Below are 15,264 nucleotides of genomic sequence, written 5' to 3' on the forward strand. Positions count from 1 at the left end.
GTCAGAGCTGCTGCCGGCGGATGAGGTCCTCCAGGGAGCCCTGGGGCACCGAGCCGTTCGGGGTCAGCTTGTCGACGGCCTGCGGCAGCGACTGGGCGATCTGCTCGGCGGCCTCCTGCGGGCTGACGCCGGCGTCGGCCGCGACCTTCTGGAGGGTGTCGTCCGGGAGCGCCTCGGCGATCTGGGCTCCACTGACGGGCTGGTTCCGGCCGGTGCCGACCCAGGACTGGGCCTGGTCGGTGAGGCCGGACTTCGTCAGCATGTCGAGGAGTCCTCCGAGCGGGTTCGCGCCGTCGGCGCCGCCGCTCTTGCCGCCCGCGAGGGCGCCGAGCAGGGAGCCGAGGATGCCGCCGGCACCGCCGCCGCCCTGTCCGCCGCCTCCGAGGAGGCTTCCGAGGAGACTGCCGAGGTCGTTACCCGCCATCGTTCTGCCTTTCGTCCGGTACGGAACACGCCCAATCTCACGCATAGGGTGATGTTCCGCCACTCGATGGACGCCCCGGGCGCGGTAGAACTGTCTGCATGCTCCTGCACGTCGTACCGCTGGCCGACTGGTCCGCCGACCCCACGGACCCCACCGCCCCCTACGCCCCCGCGTCGCTCGCCGCCGAGGGCTTCGTCCACTGTTCGGCGGACGGGGCCGCGGCCCTGGCGATCGCCGACGGCCCCTACCGGACCGCGCCCGGCCCCCTCCTGGTCCTCGTGATCGACGAGTCCCGGCTCGGCGCGGAGGTCCGCTGGGAGGGCTCGGGGGACGTGCTCTTCCCCCACGTGTACGGAGCGATCGAGCGGACCGCGGTGACGGAGGTCCTGGAGGTACGCCGGGACGCGGACGGCCGTGCGAGGGAGCTGGCACCCCGGCCGTAGGCGTGTTGCGGGATCTCCGGGCGGAGCGCGGCCAAGCTGGATGCCATGACTTCACGCGCCACGAAACGCCGTACCGTCCTGATCGCCGCCGCGGCCCTGACGACGGGCTGCGGCTCGGACGACGGGGGTGACGGCGGTACGGCGACCGGCGCCCCGACCACGCCGAGCGCACCGGCCGGCACGAGCACCCCGGCCGATACCGGCACCCCGTCCGCTCCGAGCACCCCCACGTCGGCCGCGCCGAGCGGCGCCGCCCCGCTGGCCAGGACGTCCGAGATCCCGGTCGGCGGCGGCACGGTCTTCGCCGAGCAGAAGGTGGTCGTCACCCAGCCCGCGGCCGGCGAGTTCAAGGCCTTCTCGGCGGTCTGCACCCACCAGGGCTGTCTGGTGAACAAGGTCGCGGACGGCACCATCGACTGCCCCTGCCACGGCTCCAAGTACCGCATCGCGGACGGCTCGGTCGCGGCGGGACCGGCACCCCGCCCGCTCCCGGCCGAGCAGATCACCGTCTCGGGGGAATCGATCACCCTCGCGTAGCCTGACCGGCATGACCCCCGACGAACTGGTGCGCGACCACACCGTCTACTCCTGCGTGATGGGCTCGCGCGCCTTCGGTCTGGCGACCGAGGGCAGCGACACGGACGTCCGGGGCGTCTATCTCGCCCCGACACCGCTCTTCTGGCACTTCGACAAGCCCCCGGCCCATGTCGAGGGCCCCGGCGAGGAGCAGTTCAGCTGGGAGCTGGAGCGCTTCTGCGAGCTGGCCCTGCGCAACAACCCGAACGTCCTGGAGTGCCTCCACTCCCCCGTCGTCGTGCACGCCGACGACCTGGGCCGCGAACTCCTCTCCCTGCGCGGCGCCTTCCTCTCCCGCCGCTCCCACCAGACCTTCGTCCGGTACGCCGGCGGCCAGCGCCGCAAGCTCGACGCGGACGTCCGCCAGTACGGCCACCCGCGCTGGAAGCACGCCATGCACCTGCTGCGGCTGCTGACCAGCTGCCGCGACCTGCTGCGCACGGGCGAGCTCCGCATCGAGGTCGGCGAGGAACGCGACCGGCTCCTCGCGGTCAAGCACGGCGAGGTGCCGTGGCCGGAGGTCGAGTCCTGGATGAACCGCCTCCAGGACGAGGCCGACCACGCCCACGACACGAGCCCCCTCCCCGCCGCCCCGGACCACGCCCGCGTCCAGGACTTCCTGATCCGCGCCCGCCGCGCGTCGGCCCTGACCGAGCTCTAGAACGCCCTGGCCGAGCTCTAGGCCGGGTCCGGAAAGTCCCGCCTGAGTCGCGGCGTCCACGACCCATGGCTCAAGCGTCCCAGAGCGCGCCGAACGTCAGCAGGTCGCTCCGGTACTCGACGTGCTCCGCCCATTCCTTCGGCCAGGCGTCGGCGCCCAGGTGCGCGCCGGCGAAGGCGCCCGCGAGGGCGGCGATCGAGTCCGAGTCGCCGCGGGTGCAGGCCGCCCTGCGCAGGGCGGTGAGGGGCTCGTCGGGGAAGAGCAGGAAGCAGAGGAGGCCGGTCGCGAGGGCCTCCTCGGCGATCCAGCCGTCGCCGGTGTACGCGCAGGGGTCGAGCTCCGGGTCGGCCGTGCGCTGGACGGCGTCGAGGCGTTCCAGGACGGCCAGGCACTCGTCCCAGCCGCGCCGGATGAAGGAGAGCGCGGAGGGGTCCTGCGAGCGGGTCCAGAGGTCGCCGAGCCAGTGCTCGTGGTAGCGGGAGCGGTTCTCGTACGCGTACGAGCGCAGCTGTCCGACGAGTCCGGCCGGGTCCACTCCCTGGGCCAGGAGGTACACGGCGCGGGCGGTGAGGTCGGAGGCGGCGAGCGCCGTGGGGTGGCCGTGGGTGAGGGCCGCCTGGAGCTGGGCGGCGCCCGCGCGCTGCTCCTCGCTCAGCCCGGGGACGAGGCCGATCGGCGCGACCCGCATGTTGGCGCCGCAGCCCTTGGATCCGATCTGGCTGGCGTCCTGCCAGGGCCGGTCGCCGTCGAGGAGCATGCAGGCGCGCAGGCAGGTGTTGCCGGGGGCCCGGTTGTTCTCCGGGGAGTGGTACCAGTCGACGAACTCGTCCCGGACCGGCCGGGCGAGCCGCAGCGGGGCGAGCACGCCCCGGTCCATGGCCGTGCGGACGCCCCGGGCGAGGGCGAGGGTCATCTGGGTGTCGTCGGTGACGTACGCCGTCCCGCGGGTGAGCGGGAGCGGCATCTCCCGCCAGGGGCCGAACGCGGCGAGGATCGCCGGCACGTCCTTGAACTCGGTCGGGAAGCCCAGCGCGTCGCCGAGCGCGAGGCCGACCAGGGATCCGGTCGCGGCCTGCTTCACCGCGGTACGGGTCGGGGGCAGGGTCATGAGGAGTGTCCTTCCGGTCGCAGGAGGGGCGGATGGAGGGCCGTGGCCTCGCCCGCCCGGTAGAGAGCGGCCGGTTTCCCCCGTCCGCCGGTGCGGCGCGGCGGCCCTTCCACGGCCCGGACGAAGCCGGGCGTGGTGAGGACCTTGCGCCGGAAGTTGGGGCGGTCGAGTGCGACGCCCCAGACCGTCTCGTACACCTGCCGCAGCTCGCCGAGGGTGAACTCGGGCGGGCAGAAGGCGGTGGCGAGGCACGAGTACTCGAGCTTGGCGCCGACGCGTTCGCGGGCGTCGGCGAGGATCCGGTCGTGGTCGAAGGCCAGCGGCCCGTACGAGCCGTAGGGCAGCCACCGCGCCTCCGCCGCGTCGCCGCCGCCGCGCGGTTCGGGCAGGCCGGGGACGAGCGCGGTGAAGGCGACGGAGACGACCCGCATCCGCGGGTCCCGGTCGGGGTCGCTGTAGGTGCGGAGCTGTTCGAGGTGGAGTCCCGCGACGGTGGCCTCGGGCAGCCCGGTCTCCTCGGCGAGTTCGCGGCGGGCGGCGGACTCGGCGGACTCGCGGGGCAGGACGAAGCCGCCGGGCAGCGCCCACTCTCCCGCGTACGGCTCCTGGCCCCGCTGGACGAGGAGGACGTGCAGGCGCTCCTCGCGGACGGTGAGGACGGCGAGGTCGACGGTGACGGCGAAGGGCTCGAAGGCGTACTTGTCGTACCCCTCCGGCGTGGGAGGGGCGGCGTCCGCGAGACTCATGCCCGCCTCCTTAAAAGTCACTCTGACTATAAATGCCGAGGCGCCTCGGCCACAAGCACCCTCGAACACGCGAAAGGCCCGTGACCGACCTGCGGTCACGGGCCTCTCGCGGAGAGGGGTGGGAACTACATCCCGACTTCCTTCATCAGCATGCCGACCTCGGTGTTGGTCAGACGGCGCAGCCAGCCCGACTTCTGGTCGCCCAGACCGATCGGGCCGAAGGCCGTACGGACCAGCTTGTCGACCGGGAAGCCGGCCTCGGCCAGCATCCGGCGCACGATGTGCTTGCGGCCCTCGTGCAGCGTGACCTCGACCAGGTAGTTCTTGCCGGTCTGCTCGACGACGCGGAAGTGGTCGGCGCGGGCGTACCCGTCCTCCAGCTCGATGCCGTCCTTGAGCCGCCTGCCGACCTCGCGGGGCAGCGGGCCGGTGATGGCGGCGAGGTAGGTCTTCTTCACGCCGTACTTCGGGTGCGTGAGGCGGTGGGCCAGCTCACCGTGGTTGGTGAGCAGGATGATGCCCTCGGTCTCCGTGTCGAGCCGGCCGACGTGGAAGAGCCGGGTCTCGCGGTTGGTGACGTAGTCGCCGAGGCACTGGCGGCCGTCCGGGTCCTCCATGGTGGAGACGACGCCGGCCGGCTTGTTCAGCGCGAAGAACAGGTAGGACTGGGTGGCGACGGTCAGGCCGTCCACCTTGATCTCGTCCTTCTCCGGGTCGACGCGCTTGCCCTGCTCCAGGACGATCTCGCCGTTGACCTCGACCCTGGCCTGCTCGATGAGCTCCTCGCACGTACGGCGCGAGCCCATGCCGGCGCGGGCGAGCACCTTCTGTAGGCGCTCACCCTCCTGCTCGGCACCCGGGAACGTCTTCGGGGTCTTGATCTCGGGCCGGTCCGCGTACCGGTCCCGGTTGCGCTGCTCGATCTTGGCGTCGAGCTCGCGCGAGCGGGCCGGAGCCTGCCGCTGGCCGTGCGGCCCGCGACGGGGAGGGAGGCCCTGAGGGGCCTTGGGGCCGCCCTTGGCGCCTCCGCGGGCCGCGGCGCCGCGACCCTTCTTCGGGGCCTCGGTGGGCTCGCTCACGTCGTAGGAGCGCTCCTCGGGGCGAGGCCGGCGCGTGTTGCTCGGGCGCTTCTGGTCGTCACGACCGCCACCGCCCTGGTAACCACCGCCGCCACCGCCCTGGTAGCCGCCACCGCCGCCACCCTGGTAGCCGCCACCGCCGCCGCTGCCGCCGCGACCGGCACCGCTGCCGCCGCGACCGCCACCGGCGCCGCCGCCACCCTGGTAGCCGCCACCACCGCCGCTGCCGCCGCGACCGGCACCGCTGCCGCCGCGACCGCCGCCGGCGCCGCTGCCACCACGGCCGCCGCCGCCGGCGCTGCTGCCACCACGGCCGCCACCGCTGCCGCCGCGGCCGCCGCTGTTGCCACCACGGCTCCCGCCGTTGTTTCCGCTGCTGTTCCTGCCGCTGCTGCTTCGCATCAAATTTCCGTCTTGTCGTCTGCGTCTACGTCCGGATCGAACGACGGGACGCCTTCGAGGGAGTCCGGCTCGACCGCCTCCGCCTCGGGGAGGAAGGGCGCGAGCTCGGGGAGTTCGTCCAGGCCGCGCAGGCCCATCCGCTCCAGGAAGTAGTTCGTCGTCCTGTACAGGATCGCACCTGTTTCGGGTTCCGCGCCCGCCTCCTCCACCAGACCCCGCTGGAGAAGGGTCCGCATCACGCCGTCGCAGTTGACCCCGCGGACCGCGGAGACCCGTGAACGGCTGACCGGCTGGCGGTACGCGACGACCGCGAGGGTCTCCAGGGCCGCCTGGGTGAGCCGGGCGTGCTGGCCGTCGAGCACGAAGGCCTCGACGGCCGCCGCATGGGCGGCGCGGGTGTAGTAGCGCCAGCCGCCGGCCACGTGCCGCAGCTCGAAACCACGGTCCTGGGCGGTGTACTCGTCGGCCAGCTCGCGCAGGGCGTCGGCCACCTCGCTCGGGGTGCGGTCCAGGACCTTGGCGAGGTGCTGCTCGGTGGCGGGCTCGTCGACGACCATGAGGACGGCTTCGAGGGAGGGCTTGAGGTCGCTCACTCCTGGGCCTCCGTTTCTGGGGCGGATACGTGGACCCGGGCGGACCGCCGGTCCGAGGCGGGCACCCGGGCCGGGGCGGATTCCCGCCCCCCGGCGGACTCCGGGTCGAACTCGTCGGTGACCCGGGTCTCCCCGTCGCCGCCGGACCACGTGACGGTGAGCTCCCCGAGGGCGGTCTCCTGGTCGAGGGCGACGGCCTTCTCCCGGTAGAGCTCCAGCAGGGCGAGGAAGCGGGCGACGACGGTGAGGGTGTCGCCGGCGTCCTCGATCAGCTCGCGGAAGGCCGCCGTCCCGCGCTCGCGGAGCAGCGCGACGACCACGGAGGCCTGCTCGCGGACGCTGACCAGCGGGGCGTGGATGTGGTCGACGTACACCTGGGGCTCGGCCTTGGGCTGCATGGCCTTGACGGCCAGCTTGGCGAAGCCCTCGAGGCCGAGGGAGATGACGACCTCGGGGAGCAGCTCGGCGTGGTGCGGTTCGAGACCGACGGTACGGGGGTGGCGGTGCCCCTCGGCCTCCCAGCGCTCCTGGAAGATGTCCGCGATCCGCTTGTACGCGCGGTACTGGAGGAGGCGGGCGAAGAGCAGGTCGCGGGCTTCCAGGAGGGCGAGGTCGGCCTCGTCCTCCACCTCGGCCACGGGCAGCAGCCGGGCGGTCTTGAGGTCGAGCAGGGTGGCGGCGACGACGAGGAACTCGGTGGTCTGGTCGAGGTCTCCGTCCGGCCCCAGGGCACGGAGGTGCGCCATGAACTCGTCGGTGACCTGGGAGAGGGCGACCTCGGTGACGTCCAGCTTGTGCTTGGTGATCAGCTGGAGGAGCAGGTCGAAGGGCCCCTCGAAGTTCGCGAGCCGTACGGTGAACCGCCCGCCGCCGGGCTCGGCGGCCTCCGCCACGCCCTCCCCCGCCGCCTTCACCGGTGCCGCGAGGGAAACGGGCTCCGGCGTCTCGCCCGGGCCGCTGCCCAGGGGGCGGCGGCCCGGCGGGCGGGACGTTTCGGCAAAGGCCTTGTGCATGGGGGTCCAGGGGGAACGGGGAAGCTCGGCAGCCCGCAGGCTACCGTCAGCGGCCGCGCAGACGGCGCACGAGGATGCTCGCGTCGCCGCGGGATTCCAGGTCCGCCAGGACGACGGCGACCGCTTCCCGGACGATCCTGCCCCGGTCGACGGCGAGGCCGTGCTCGCCCCTGAGTACGAGCCGGGCGTGCTCCAGGTCCATGAGCTCCTCGGCGGAGACGTAGACCGTGATCTTCTCGTCGTGGCGCTCACGGCCGCTGGGCCGTCGGTTCGGGGTACGGCCGCCGCGCCGCCGGGTCGCCGGGGCCGGCACCGTCGCGGCGTTCGCCGGCTTCGGGGCCTGACCCTCCGGCTCCACCGTCCGGGCGCGCGGTTCGGCCGCCTCGGAGTCCGCCGCCGTATGCTCCGCGGAGCCCTCGGCCGCCGTCTTGTCGCTCTCGCCCGCCGGTGCCGGGACGCCCCGGCGGGGTGAGGACGACTGGAGCGCCGTCCCCCCGGTCGTACGGAAGAGTTCGTCGGCGCCGGGCAGACTCACTCGGCGTGACACCGGGCGAGCACCTCCCTGGCGAGCTGGCGGTAGGCGGCGGCGCCCACGGAGTTGGAGGCGTAGGTGGTGATGGGCTCGCCGGCGACCGTGGTCTCCGGGAAGCGCACCGTCCGCCCGATGACCGTGTGGTAGACGTGGTCGTCGAAGGCCTCGACGACGCGCGCCAGGACCTCACGGCTGTGCACCGTCCGCGAGTCGTACATCGTGGCGAGGATGCCGTCGAGCTCCAGGTCGGGGTTGAGCCGCTCCTGGACCTTCTCGATCGTCTCGGTCAGCAGCGCCACTCCGCGCAGGGCGAAGAACTCGCATTCCAGCGGCACGATGACCTTGTGAGCCGCCGTCAGGGCGTTCACGGTCAGCAGGCCGAGCGAGGGCTGACAGTCGATCACGATGTAGTCGTAGTCGTTCAGCAGCGGCTTCAGGGCGCGCTGGAGCGTCGACTCGCGCGCGACCTCGCTGACCAACTGGACTTCGGCGGCCGAGAGGTCGATGTTGCTCGGCAGCAGGTCCATGTTGGGCACGGCGGTCTTGAGGAGGACCTCGTCCGCCGACATGCCCCGCTCCATGAGCAGGTTGTAGACGGTGAGGTCGAGCTCCATCGGGTTCACGCCGAGGCCGACCGACAGGGCTCCCTGCGGGTCGAAGTCGACGAGCAGCACCCGTCGTCCGTACTCGGCGAGCGCGGCACCCAGGTTGATGGTCGACGTGGTCTTGCCGACGCCGCCCTTCTGGTTGCACATCGCGATGATCGTCGCGGGTCCGTGGTCGGTCAGGGGACCCGGGATCGGGAAGTACGGCAGCGGCCGTCCGGTGGGGCCGATCCGCTCGCGGCGCTGGCGGGCAGCGTCGGGTGCGAGGGTGGCCGCGTACTCCGGGTCGGGCTCGTACTCGGCGTCGGGGTCGTAGAAGTGCCCCTCGGGCACCTCGTCATAGGCGGCGAAGTGGGTGGACTCTCGGCCCATCTCGTTGCCGGCCGTGGCGTTCACGTGTAGGCCGTCCATCGTCTTCATCGTGTGGGCTGTCGTCATGGGCTGGTGCGTCGCGAAGGTCCGCACCGCGACGGAGCCGATCGGAGCACCTGGCGCACCGCTCCCGGGAGTAATTGTCGACTCATTCACAAGTCGTCTTACCTCCTTGGATGTCACCAGGAACATTTATCGATAGGTCAGCGTGGCACCATGCCGACGGTTGGCGACTCTATGGCGTGTCACCGCTCCGCAGCAACACAATCCGCCGTACCCGGCCCGATGTGTCGGCAACCGAACACGTCTCTGTCAAGGGTGCGCAGGCATGCATCCACACGTTTCAGGGGTGTGCGAAACGGTTAAAGGGTTACGTTCGAGGCGAGTTGCCCGAGCCCCCGGACATGGCCGGACGCACAGCCGGCCGGACCTTGTCGAACAAGGTCCGGCCGGGTGTGTGGCATTGACGGCACGCGTTGACGGCGGTGCCGCGGGGATCAGCCCAGGAGGGTCTGGAGCTCCAGGTGCTCGAGGCCGTGCGCCTCGGCGACCTCCTTGTAAACCACCTTGCCGTCATGGGTGTTGAGGCCCAGGGCGAGCGCGGAGTCGCGGCGCAGCGCCTCGACCCAGCCGTTGTTCGCCAGCGACACGATGTAGGGCAGCGTGGCGTTGGTGAGGGCGTAGGTGGAGGTGTTCGGGACGGCGCCCGGCATGTTGGCGACGCAGTAGAAGACCGAGTTGTGGACCTGGAAGGTCGGCTCGGCGTGGGTGGTCGCGTGGGAGTCCTCGAAGCAGCCGCCCTGGTCGATCGCAATGTCGACAAGGACACTTCCGGGCTTCATCTTGGCGACGAGCTCGTTGGTGACCAGCTTCGGGGCCTTGGCGCCCGGGATGAGGACGGCACCGATGACGAGGTCGGCCTCGACGACGGCCTTCTCCAGCTCGTAGGCGTTGGAGACGATCGTCTTCACCTTGGTGCCGAAGATCTTGTCGGCCTCGCGGAGCTTGTTGATGTCACGGTCGAGCAGGGTCACGTGGAAGCCCATGCCGACGGCGATCTGGGTGGCGTTCCAGCCGGAGACGCCGCCGCCGATGACGACGCACTCGCCGGCGTGGGTGCCGGGGACGCCGCCGGGGAGGACGCCACGGCCGCCGACCGAGCGCATCAGGTGGTAGGCGCCGACCTGCGGGGCCAGGCGGCCCGCGACCTCGGACATCGGGGCGAGCAGCGGCAGGGCGCGGTTCGCGGTCTCGACGGTCTCGTAGGCGATGGCCGTGGTGCCGGACTCCAGCAGCGCGTCCGTGCACTCGCGGGAGGCGGCGAGGTGCAGGTACGTGAAGAGGGTCTGGTCCTTGCGAAGGCGGTGGTACTCCTCCGCGATGGGCTCCTTGACCTTGAGCAGCAGGTCGGCGGTGGCCCAGACCTCGTCGGCGGTGACGAGGATCTCGGCACCGGCGGCGACGTACTCCTCGTCCGTGATCGAGGAGCCGACACCGGCGTTCTGCTCGATGAAGACCTGGTGGCCGTGGCGGACGAGCTCGTGGACACCGGCAGGGGTGATGGCCACGCGGAACTCGTTGTTCTTGACCTCGCGGGGGATGCCGACCTTCATCGTCGATCACGGTCCTTGAATCTGGGGGGATAACTGGGGCACTGCGATACATACCCGGATGCACTGCGGCGCACCGGGGCAGACCACGTTCGAACGCGGCGGACCCAGTCTAATGAAGGAGTTCCCGGTGTCTAGCCTTTCAAAGTACTAATCTTTCTCGAACCCACTGCGGATTTCGTAGGCTGCGGCTTGGGTTTCCAGCAATCGTTCGGCTGCGGCCCTGTGCAGCCTGGCGGCGGCCGGGTCGCCGAGCCGGTCGAGGGTGTCGGCGAGCCGCATCTGGAGCGCCGCCTGGAGCCTGGCGTCCTCCGCCCGACGGGCCCACTCCACCGCTTCCTCGCAGGTCCGCAGCGACTCCTCGGGCCGCCCCGCGTACTCCTGGACCCGGGCCACCTCGCTCAACGCCCGCGCATGGCCCGGGAGATCGGCGAGCCGGCGATATCCGGCCGCGGCGGCCCGCCAGTTCCGCAGGGCCTCGCCGTACCGTCCGGCGTAGGTGTGTACGGCGCCGAGGCGGGCGTACAGACGGGCCTGGTCGGCGCGCTCGTCCCGGGCCAGACGCTGGGCGAGCGCCCGCCCGAACCAGTCGCCGGCCCGCTGCCAGTCCCCCAGCTCCTGGTAGGAGCCACCTACGGATTCCATCGCTCGACCGGTCGCGTACGGATCATTTGCTGCCCTTCCGGCCTCCAATGCCAACCGATATCGCAGCAGAGCGTCCTTCGTCCGTCCGGTCCGGGCGTCGAGATCGGCCAGGTTCAGCAGGGCGGCGGCCCGCTCTCGGTGCAGTCCGCGGCGCTCGGCCACGTCCAGGACCAGCTGATGGAGGCCGTACAGCTCGGGGGCCGCGGCCTCGGCGCCCCGGTGGGCGGCGAGCGCCCTGACCAGGGAGGCGATGAGGCGGCGGGCCAGGGTGTCGAGCTCCCCGTCGGCGACGGCGAGGCGGGCGGAGGCGAGGAGGACGGGCTGCCGGGAACGCAGCCAGTCGGCCCCTGCGGCCCTGGCCGGGAAGCGCAGGGCGCGCGGCAGCCCGGCCAGCTTCCGGCGGGCCGGCGAGCCCTCGGGTTCGGTGACCGCACGGCACGACTGGAGGAGCCGTACGGTCCGCTCCAGCATCCTGGCCCGGGCGAGCTGCACCTCGGCGGGCCGGTCGCGCTCCTCCAGCTGGGCGCGAAGGAGGGGGACGAGATGGCCGGGGACCTCGTACTGCCCGTCGTCACCGCCGGAGACGAGCCCCATGGCGGCGAAGTCGGCGAGGGTGGTGGCCGCCGCGGAGACCGAGCAGCCGGCCAGGGCGGAGGCGGTGTGGGCGTCGGCCCGGCCGAGCGGGGCCAGGGAGAGGAATCGCAGTATCCGGGCGGCGGTCGCCGGCAGCGCCTCGTGGGCGAGCACGAAGGCCCGGGTGAGCGGGTCGCCGGTCAGCCCGCGCAGCTGCTTCGAGAGGTCGGCGACGGAGGCCTTGGGACGGGCGGCGAGCCAGCCCCCGGCGAGGACGACCGCGCCGGGCATCCCGCCGCACGCCTCGACCAGCGTCTCGGCGGCCTGCGGGTCGACCGTGATGCGGACGGAACCGGTGAAGGCGGTGAGCAGCTCGATGGCCGACTTGGGGTCGAGTCCGCCGAGCGTGCAGGGCCGTACGTCGGGGATGCCGGTGAGCGGCCCCTTGGAGACCCCGACGACCAGGGTGTCGGGGTTGTCGGGGATCAGCGGGTCGGCCTGGGCGGCGTCGACGGCGTCGTCGAGGATCAGGACGGCCCGGCGCCCGGCGAGCGCGTGGCGGACCAGCTCGGTCAGCTCGTCCTCGGCGGCGCCGGGGGGTTCGGCCACGCCCAGCGCGGCCAGGAGCTCCTGGGCGACGCGGGCGGTGGGGACGGGATCGCCGCCGGGCTCGGTGAGCCGGGCGCGGAAGACCCCGTCCGGGTACCGGTCGGCGAGCCCGCCGGCCAGTTCCTCGGCGAGGGCGGTACGGCCGGAGCCGGGTTTCCCGGCGACGAGGAGGACCCGGGCGCGGGGTGCCTTGCGGCCCGTGAGGGTGTCGAGGCCCGTCCGCTCGATGTCGGCGCGCAGAGCCTTGAGCTCCCGCTGCCGGCCGAAGAACCGCCGGTCCACGGCCGCCGCCACCGCCTGATCCGTCACGGGCCACGCTCCCGTCCACCTGCGCACGAGCCGATCCCGCGGGGGGCTCCGCACGGGCGTTTCCGAGCGTAGTTCAGGGCACGGCACGGACTCGGTGGAGCGCGGCGGACGCATCCCCCGATCGGATCAGCGGATGGTCACACCGCAGGGTCACGGGCGGGCGCCCCGGCGGGACGCACGCCCGGACCCCGGCGGGTCTAGGGGGTGTCTTGTCGATCAGGCCCCGCGAGCCCGGCCTGATCGGCAAGACGCCCTCCCTCTAGGAAGCGAACGGGCGGGCCGGCCAGGGCGCGTCCGCCGGGCGCAGCGCCTCGACGCCCTCGCCCGCCCGCGCGGTGGCCAGCGCCAGGGCGGCCACGACCAGGCAGTTGTTGTGCAGCTCGCCCGCGAGGACCGCGCGGACGAGCTCCGCGAGCGGCACCCGCGCCAGCTCCATGTCGGCCTCCTCGTCGGCGACCTCGTAGCGCTCGCCCTCCGCCTCCGAGAGATCCCTGGCGAGGAAGATCCGTACGGCCTCGTCGCAGCCGCCCGGGGTCGTGTAGACGTCGGTCAGGACCCTCCAGTCCTCGGCCTTGACGTGGGCCTCCTCGTACAGCTCGCGCTGGGCGGCGTGCAGCGGGTTCTCGCCGGGCACGTCGAGGAGCCCCGCGGGGATCTCCCAGAGCCTCTGCCGCACCGGGTGCCGGTACTGCTTGAGCAGCAGGACCCGGTCCTGCCCGTCGAGGGCCAGGACGGCCACCGAGCCGGGGTGGACCTGGTAGTCGCGGCGGGCGACCGTGCCGTCCGGCATGACCACGTCGTCCGTGCGGACACTGGTCTTCTTTCCCTGGAAGGGGGTCGTCGTCGCGACGACCCGCCACTCCTCCGGGGTGTCCTGCAACTCCATCTGGGTCCTCCCACCATGCGAACCACATACGAACCACATACGAAATGCTACGAACCGCATACGAAAGCCGGGGTACGCGTCCGTGAGGACCCGTACCCCGGCAACGTTAACGCCCGGGTGCTACTTGGCCGGCTTGCCCGTCTTGCGCTCGACGGCCGCCTTGACGAGGCCCGCGAAGAGCGGGTGCGGGCGGGTCGGGCGGGAGCGGAGCTCCGGGTGCGCCTGGGTGGCGACCAGGTAGGGGTGGATCTCGCGCGGGTACTCGACGTACTCGACGAGCTTGTTGTCCGGGGAGGTGCCGGAGAAGACCAGGCCGGCCTTCTTCTCCAGCTCCGCGCGGTAGGCGTTGTTCACCTCGTAGCGGTGACGGTGGCGCTCGTCCACGTACGGCTGGTCGTCGTAGACCTCGCGGACGATCGAGCCCTCGGCGAGCTTCGCCGGGTACAGGCCCAGGCGCATCGTTCCGCCCAGGTCACCGGCGCCCTCGACGTACGCGAGCTGCTCCTCCATCGTGGAGACGACGGGGTGCGCGGTGGCCGGGTCGAACTCGGTGGAGTTGGCGTCCGGGATGTCCGCCAGGTTCCGCGCGGCCTCGATGACGATGCACTGCAGACCGAGGCAGATGCCGAGCAGCGGCACCTTGTTCTCACGGGCGTACTGGATCGCGCCGATCTTGCCGTTCACACCGCGGTCGCCGAAGCCGCCGGGGATGAGGATCGCGTCGACGTCGCCGAGCTGCTTCTTGGCGCCGGCCGGCGTCTTGCAGTCGTCGGAGGTGACCCACTTGACCTTGACGCGGGCCTTGTTGGCGAAGCCGCCGGCGCGCATGGCCTCGGTGATCGAGAGGTAGGCGTCGGGCAGGTCGATGTACTTGCCGACGAGCGCGACCGTGACCTCGTGGTCGGGGTTGTGGACGCGGTCCAGCAGGTCGTCCCAGGTGGACCAGTCCACGTCGCGGAACGGCAGGTCGAGCTTGCGGACGACGTAGGCGTCCAGGCCCTCGGTGTGCAGCACCTTCGGGATGTCGTAGATCGACTTGGCGTCGATCGCGGCGACGACCGCGGCCTCGTCGACGTCGCACATCAGCGAGATCTTGCGCTTGATGGCGGTCGGGACCTCGCGGTCGGCGCGCAGCACGATCGCGTCCGGCTGGATGCCGATGTTGCGCAGGGCGGCGACCGAGTGCTGGGTCGGCTTGGTCTTCAGCTCGCCGGACGGGCCGATGTACGGCAGCAGCGAGATGTGCACGACGAAGACGTTGTCGCGACCGACCTCGTGGCGGACCTGGCGGACGGTCTCCAGGAACGGCAGGGACTCGATGTCGCCGACCGTGCCGCCGACCTCGGTGATGACGACGTCCACGTCGTCCGTCGCCATGCGGCGGATCCGGGACTTGATCTCGTTCGTGATGTGCGGGATGACCTGCACGGTGTCGCCGAGGTACTCACCGCGCCGCTCCTTGGCGATGACCTGCGAGTAGACCTGGCCGGTGGTGACGTTGGCCGAGCCGTCGAGGTCGACGTCGAGGAAGCGCTCGTAGTGACCGATGTCCAGGTCGGTCTCGGCGCCGTCGTTGGTGACGAACACCTCGCCGTGCTGGAAGGGGTTCATCGTGCCCGGGTCGACGTTCAGGTACGGGTCGAGCTTCTGCATCGTGACCCGCAGGCCGCGGGCCTTGAGGAGCGCACCCAGGCTGGAGGCGGTCAGGCCCTTGCCGAGGGAGGACGCGACACCCCCGGTGACGAAGATGTGCTTGGTCGTCGTGGTGTTGGGCGGCATCGCCAAGAGGGGGCTCCCGTGGTCGCGTTCTGGAGGTGCGTACCGGCTTCCCCTCCGGAAGAATCGGGGGGTGCCGTCGCTGCGGTTTCGGGGTCCTCGGCTGTCGCCGTTTCCCACCGGTCCACGGGGTACCAGGGTATCAGCGACATCGGGAGACCGCTTCCGGCCACACGCGGCAGTCGGGTGTTCACGGACGGCTACGGAGGGACGGGGCGGGTCCTGTTCGACGAGGTGCGGTGGGGTGGCCGGCACGGGAATCCTGTTCACCCGATCGGAGCAGCGGCGTTACCCGCGTGATC

General features: G+C 71.9%; 15 protein-coding genes. 3 read left to right on the forward strand and 12 right to left on the reverse strand.

Annotated features, from left to right (window positions below; genetic code table 11):
* Window position 1: 1 nt before the first annotated feature.
* The gene (locus OG580_RS07365) at window positions 2–424 is read right to left on the reverse strand and encodes a YidB family protein (protein ID WP_267042826.1); all 423 of its coding nucleotides are present in this window, start codon (window positions 422–424) and stop codon (window positions 2–4) included.
* 98 nt (window positions 425–522) lie between these two features.
* Between OG580_RS07365 and OG580_RS07370 the strand changes: the two genes are divergently transcribed.
* Genes OG580_RS07370 through OG580_RS07380 form a run of 3 tightly spaced genes read left to right on the forward strand, consistent with a single transcriptional unit; the run spans window position 523 to window position 2,104 of the window.
* Entirely contained in the window at window positions 523–867 is a 345-nt protein-coding gene (locus OG580_RS07370; RefSeq protein ID WP_267042827.1) for a DUF952 domain-containing protein, read from the forward strand.
* Window positions 868–912: 45 nt separating this feature from the next.
* Window positions 913–1,404, forward strand: a complete 492-nt coding sequence (locus tag OG580_RS07375) for a Rieske (2Fe-2S) protein (protein ID WP_267042828.1) — start codon at window positions 913–915, stop codon at window positions 1,402–1,404.
* Window positions 1,405–1,414: 10 nt separating this feature from the next.
* The gene (locus tag OG580_RS07380) at window positions 1,415–2,104 is read left to right on the forward strand and encodes a nucleotidyltransferase domain-containing protein (RefSeq protein ID WP_267042829.1); all 690 of its coding nucleotides are present in this window, start codon (window positions 1,415–1,417) and stop codon (window positions 2,102–2,104) included.
* A 70-nt stretch (window positions 2,105–2,174) separates the two neighbouring features.
* On the opposite strand, the gene OG580_RS07385 is transcribed toward OG580_RS07380, so the two are convergent.
* From OG580_RS07385 to OG580_RS07435, 11 genes are all read right to left on the reverse strand, one after another.
* On the reverse strand, window positions 2,175–3,212 hold the full coding sequence (locus OG580_RS07385; protein WP_267042830.1) for an ADP-ribosylglycohydrolase family protein: 1,038 nt from the start codon (window positions 3,210–3,212) through the stop codon (window positions 2,175–2,177).
* Window positions 3,209–3,958, reverse strand: a complete 750-nt coding sequence (locus tag OG580_RS07390; RefSeq protein WP_267042831.1) for an NUDIX domain-containing protein — start codon at window positions 3,956–3,958, stop codon at window positions 3,209–3,211. The genes OG580_RS07385 and OG580_RS07390 overlap by 4 nt, the downstream gene beginning before the upstream one ends.
* A gap of 125 nt (window positions 3,959–4,083) precedes the next feature.
* Complete coding sequence (locus OG580_RS07395; RefSeq protein WP_267042832.1) at window positions 4,084–5,439, reverse strand: pseudouridine synthase; 1,356 nt, start codon at window positions 5,437–5,439, stop codon at window positions 4,084–4,086.
* A complete protein-coding gene (scpB, locus tag OG580_RS07400) occupies window positions 5,439–6,032 on the reverse strand; it encodes an SMC-Scp complex subunit ScpB (protein WP_267042833.1) in 594 nt (197 codons plus the stop codon). The genes OG580_RS07395 and scpB overlap by 1 nt, the downstream gene beginning before the upstream one ends.
* The gene (locus OG580_RS07405) at window positions 6,029–7,045 is read right to left on the reverse strand and encodes a ScpA family protein (RefSeq protein WP_267042834.1); all 1,017 of its coding nucleotides are present in this window, start codon (window positions 7,043–7,045) and stop codon (window positions 6,029–6,031) included. Before OG580_RS07405 ends, scpB begins: the two co-directional genes overlap by 4 nt.
* 46 nt (window positions 7,046–7,091) lie before the next feature.
* Window positions 7,092–7,592, reverse strand: a complete 501-nt coding sequence (locus OG580_RS07410; protein WP_267042835.1) for a hypothetical protein — start codon at window positions 7,590–7,592, stop codon at window positions 7,092–7,094.
* Window positions 7,577–8,602: a ParA family protein gene (locus OG580_RS07415; RefSeq protein ID WP_267047927.1), complete on the reverse strand. Its 1,026-nt coding sequence runs from the start codon at window positions 8,600–8,602 to the stop codon at window positions 7,577–7,579. Before OG580_RS07415 ends, OG580_RS07410 begins: the two co-directional genes overlap by 16 nt.
* Before the next feature lie 449 nt (window positions 8,603–9,051).
* The gene (gene ald / locus OG580_RS07420) at window positions 9,052–10,167 is read right to left on the reverse strand and encodes an alanine dehydrogenase (protein ID WP_267042836.1); all 1,116 of its coding nucleotides are present in this window, start codon (window positions 10,165–10,167) and stop codon (window positions 9,052–9,054) included.
* A gap of 147 nt (window positions 10,168–10,314) precedes the next feature.
* Window positions 10,315–12,300: an AAA family ATPase gene (locus tag OG580_RS07425; RefSeq protein WP_267042837.1), complete on the reverse strand. Its 1,986-nt coding sequence runs from the start codon at window positions 12,298–12,300 to the stop codon at window positions 10,315–10,317.
* A 259-nt stretch (window positions 12,301–12,559) separates the two neighbouring features.
* Window positions 12,560–13,186, reverse strand: coding sequence for an NUDIX hydrolase (locus OG580_RS07430; RefSeq protein WP_267042838.1), 627 nt, complete (start codon window positions 13,184–13,186; stop codon window positions 12,560–12,562).
* A 120-nt stretch (window positions 13,187–13,306) separates the two neighbouring features.
* On the reverse strand, window positions 13,307–14,965 hold the full coding sequence (locus tag OG580_RS07435; RefSeq protein WP_267042839.1) for a CTP synthase: 1,659 nt from the start codon (window positions 14,963–14,965) through the stop codon (window positions 13,307–13,309).
* Between the last annotated feature and the right edge of the window lie 299 nt (window positions 14,966–15,264).

Origin of the sequence: Streptomyces sp. NBC_00094 (assembly GCF_026343125.1) — a bacterium.
In the GTDB taxonomy this organism is placed as follows: domain Bacteria; phylum Actinomycetota; class Actinomycetes; order Streptomycetales; family Streptomycetaceae; genus Streptomyces.

What these genes read in the sequence shown, in the direction of transcription:
- OG580_RS07435 (WP_267042839.1), bottom strand. Translation starts at nt 14,965, where the DNA reads ATGCCGCCCAACACCACGACGACCAAGCACATCTTCGTCACCGGGGGT.
- OG580_RS07405 (WP_267042834.1), bottom strand. Translation starts at nt 7,045, where the DNA reads ATGCACAAGGCCTTTGCCGAAACGTCCCGCCCGCCGGGCCGCCGCCCC.
- OG580_RS07375 (WP_267042828.1), top strand. Translation starts at nt 913, where the DNA reads ATGACTTCACGCGCCACGAAACGCCGTACCGTCCTGATCGCCGCCGCG.
- OG580_RS07415 (WP_267047927.1), bottom strand. Translation starts at nt 8,602, where the DNA reads ATGAAGACGATGGACGGCCTACACGTGAACGCCACGGCCGGCAACGAG.
- OG580_RS07430 (WP_267042838.1), bottom strand. Translation starts at nt 13,186, where the DNA reads ATGGAGTTGCAGGACACCCCGGAGGAGTGGCGGGTCGTCGCGACGACG.
- OG580_RS07395 (WP_267042832.1), bottom strand. Translation starts at nt 5,439, where the DNA reads ATGCGAAGCAGCAGCGGCAGGAACAGCAGCGGAAACAACGGCGGGAGC.
- OG580_RS07365 (WP_267042826.1), bottom strand. Translation starts at nt 424, where the DNA reads ATGGCGGGTAACGACCTCGGCAGTCTCCTCGGAAGCCTCCTCGGAGGC.
- OG580_RS07390 (WP_267042831.1), bottom strand. Translation starts at nt 3,958, where the DNA reads ATGAGTCTCGCGGACGCCGCCCCTCCCACGCCGGAGGGGTACGACAAG.
- OG580_RS07370 (WP_267042827.1), top strand. Translation starts at nt 523, where the DNA reads ATGCTCCTGCACGTCGTACCGCTGGCCGACTGGTCCGCCGACCCCACG.
- OG580_RS07380 (WP_267042829.1), top strand. Translation starts at nt 1,415, where the DNA reads ATGACCCCCGACGAACTGGTGCGCGACCACACCGTCTACTCCTGCGTG.
- OG580_RS07385 (WP_267042830.1), bottom strand. Translation starts at nt 3,212, where the DNA reads ATGACCCTGCCCCCGACCCGTACCGCGGTGAAGCAGGCCGCGACCGGA.
- ald (WP_267042836.1), bottom strand. Translation starts at nt 10,167, where the DNA reads ATGAAGGTCGGCATCCCCCGCGAGGTCAAGAACAACGAGTTCCGCGTG.